Here is a 2043-nt window from a genome sequence, read left to right on the forward strand (position 1 = left end):
TATAGAGGTTATTGGAAGGAAGAGTTAAAGCTATTAGGTTACAAATAATATAGGTTCTAGTCTGAATAATTTGAATGAAATCAGTTGACTTCAATTAGTTTACCTTTTTCAGTACATATTAAGCCTATAAAAGTATTGGTAGGGTTATTTGAAGCCAAACGCACCTATGGACTCGGTATTATTCAAGTAAGCCTTCGGGAAACGAATGAGACAGTCATCTCTCTCCAAATACTCAACCTCTGGAAGCCCTTCGAGAGCTTCAGGTTTTATTTTTTCACTCATTCGGCGTTTGTGTTGTTAGATAAGAGAAAATCTTGTGTTTTATTTTAGATAATCACAGAGTCACTCAGTCACTCAGTAACCCCTAAATAAGATTATTAAATTCGATAATTTATAAAAAAGTCTGATCGTCTATAATAAAATTTGATCAAAAGTTGATATGCAGGATTTTTTCTTGTTCAACAAACGGGCCAGTTTATTGAACATCAAAATCCTAATTTCTCACTAAAGGTACGGAGTCCCAATAGAGTGTACTCTATTGGGACATTTTGATATTCAGAGGTTTTGTAAGGGTTTAGAGACCAAGTACTTACATGATCTATATATTTGATTCTATCTTAGATTGTTTTTTCAAAATTGGGGTTATAGAACCAAATTTATCTGGACCAAAATGTAATGAATTAAAATATATATTTGCAACAATCCGTTTATTCCAGGCACATAAAATATTTGTTTAATGATATTGATCTATTCATATAAATGACACTGATTGATATCAATACTAATGCGTAAATTGGTAAAAAAGGGGGAAACATGAATCATAATAAGAAAAGTTCATAGATGGGCAGGGTGAGTACTAAAATACTTTTTATGACTTTACGATTGCATGAAACTAAGTGAAGTTTGCTGAACTTATTTATAAAAAAAGGAGGAGTCTATGTGGAAAGAGCAAAAATTACTCCTTTTCAATTGTTCTCTTTAATTTTCCTTTTTGAATTGGGTACTGCTATTGTTCTTGCCCCTGGAATAGAAGCAAGTCAGAACGCTTGGATTGCGATATTACTTGGTTTAAGTACTGGTATTGTTATATTTCTAATTTATTATTATTTATTTAGACAATTCCCCAACTTATCGTTAATAGAATATCTTCCAAAAATATTAGGGAAATATCTAGGTTGGTTTGTTGGATTCATGTACACCCTCTACTTTCTATACCAAGCAACAAGAATATTAAGGGATTTTGGAGATCTTATTTTGACATCTATCCTTCCTGAAACTCCATTGATGATTGTTAACTTGTTGATGATTTGTGTGATTATTTATGTTATTTATCTTGGGATAGAAGTGCTGGCAAGAACTGGAGAGTTTTTTGTACTTATATTTTTACTATTAGGTATTTTCACGAACCTACTTTTTCTTTTTTCCGGGGAGATTAACATTGAAAATTTACTTCCCATATTAGAGGAAGGATGGACGCCTGTGCTAGGTACTTTCCCATGGATGTTTACTTTTCCATTTGGTGAGATGATTATCTTTACCATGTTACTTCCTTATCTAAACAACAAAAATGCTGCTCTAAAGGTAGGGATAACTGGATTAGTGATTAGTGGCGTATTAATCGCATTTGCTACTACAATGAATATTGCTGTACTAGGTGTAGATATTGCCGAGCGCTCTACCTTCCCACTAATATCAGCGATTAGTAAAATTAGAATTGGGGAATTCTTGGAAAGGTTAGATGCAATAGCTGTTCTCTCATTAATCATAGGGGTGTTCTTTAAGATTGCACTTTTTTTTTATGTGGGGGTTCTAGGTACTAGTATGTTATTTAAAGTAAGTAAATACAAACAACTACTTTTGCCAATGAGTATCCTTGTCTCGGTCGGTTCTATTTCTGTTGCTGAAAATGTGATAGCACACGCAAAGGAAGGATCGGAAATAGTACCCCTTTATTTACATTTACCTTTTCAAGTTTATATACCGGTGTTGCTATTAATTATTATCCTTATCCGAAAAAGATTCTTTGGTGACTGAACAAACAGA

The 2043-nt window shown here is 32.9% G+C and carries 1 protein-coding gene; it reads left to right on the forward strand.

The annotated features are described in order from the left end of the window. The first annotated feature begins 939 nt into the window (after positions 1-939). Complete coding sequence (locus ACHABW_RS25680; RefSeq protein ID WP_435759852.1) at positions 940-2034, forward strand: GerAB/ArcD/ProY family transporter; 1095 nt, start codon at positions 940-942, stop codon at positions 2032-2034. Positions 2035-2043: the final 9 nt, after the last annotated feature.

The organism is Salipaludibacillus sp. CF4.18 (assembly GCF_051262595.1).
GTDB lineage: Bacteria > Bacillota > Bacilli > Bacillales > Salisediminibacteriaceae > Salipaludibacillus > Salipaludibacillus neizhouensis.